General features: G+C 57.9%; 2 protein-coding genes. Both read left to right on the forward strand.

What is annotated here, in order from left to right; genetic code table 11:
- Positions 1–546 (forward strand): AAA family ATPase (locus VBE63_RS30065; RefSeq protein WP_323686629.1); only part of this gene is annotated, 546 nt, incomplete at its 5' end.
- Positions 547–550: 4 nt separating this feature from the next.
- A complete protein-coding gene (locus VBE63_RS30070) occupies positions 551–1,066 on the forward strand; it encodes a hypothetical protein (protein WP_323686630.1) in 516 nt (171 codons plus the stop codon).
- Positions 1,067–1,083 lie beyond the last annotated feature (17 nt).

Genomic DNA, 1,083 nt, shown 5'->3' on the forward strand with positions numbered 1-1,083 from the left:
CTCGCTGTTGCGATGACTGTTCCGGAAAGTCAACAACCTTCGGAATTATTGCCGCAGTTGTTGAAGGGATTGTCTGGCTACATTGGAGGCGAATTCATCCTGGAAAAGGGCAAGCTCTTGTTGCGTGAGTCGAGTGGCGACTGTCTGGAACCCCAGTTGCTTGCCGAGGGCTTCCGTAAACTCGGCATGCTGCTGTACTTGGTGAAAAACCAGGTCATTGAAACAGGCAGTACGCTGTTTTGGGATGAGCCGGAGGCCAACCTCAATCCGGCGCTGACACGTCCGTTGATCGAGGTGCTTGTCGCGCTGGCGGGCATGGGGGTTCAGGTGGTCCTCGCCACCCACAGCCTGTTCGTGCTCCGGGAGGTCGAGATATTGCTTCGCCAGCCGGATTACGCAAAGGTGGCACGGGTCTTCTTCGCGCTCGCCCCGTCGCAGCAAGGGGTCAAGGTGTCCCGAGGCGCATCATTCGAGGACGTGGACCCGATTCTCTCTCTGGAGGCCGACCTGGCCCAGTCAGGTCGATTCCTGGAAGTGATGGATTGATTCCATGCCAAGCGTCAGGGTGGATCGGTTCCTCTTCGACCTTCCGATAGGATGGACCTGGCTCAAGTATGACGAATGCACCTATTACCGCTTTCATTTCAATGGTCTGGCCTCGTCGAAGGCAGTGGATCTACTGGCCTTGGACCCTCAACGGGAAGCGCTTTGGATGATCGAAGTTAAGGATTATCGACGCCACCGACGAACCAAGCCTGAAGGCCTGTTCCCGGAGGTCGCTCGCAAGGTGCGCGATACGCTCGCCGGTCTGGCCGCTGGACGTGTGGCCGCAAATGACAGCCTTTCCCGCCAATTTGCCGTCGATGCGATGCAGGCAGGCCGCCTTCGAGTGGCTTTCCTCTTGGAACAGCCGCAGAGCCCATCAAAGCTGTTCCCACAGGTGATTGACCCGGCAACGGCAAAGACCACACTCAAAAAGTCGCTGCGAGCAATCGATCCTCATCCCTTTGTCGGCGGTGCCTCTGCCTTGAGTGCGAAAACCGCCTGGACCGTCACCCCACCCTGAAGAGCGCAGTCGAATGA

It is taken from the genome of Lamprobacter sp. (assembly GCF_034860625.1).
In the GTDB taxonomy this organism is placed as follows: Bacteria; Pseudomonadota; Gammaproteobacteria; order Chromatiales; family Chromatiaceae; genus Lamprobacter.

Excerpts from the sequence above, each read along its gene's own strand:
- VBE63_RS30070 (WP_323686630.1), top strand. The coding sequence starts at position 551 with ATGCCAAGCGTCAGGGTGGATCGGTTCCTCTTCGACCTTCCGATAGGA.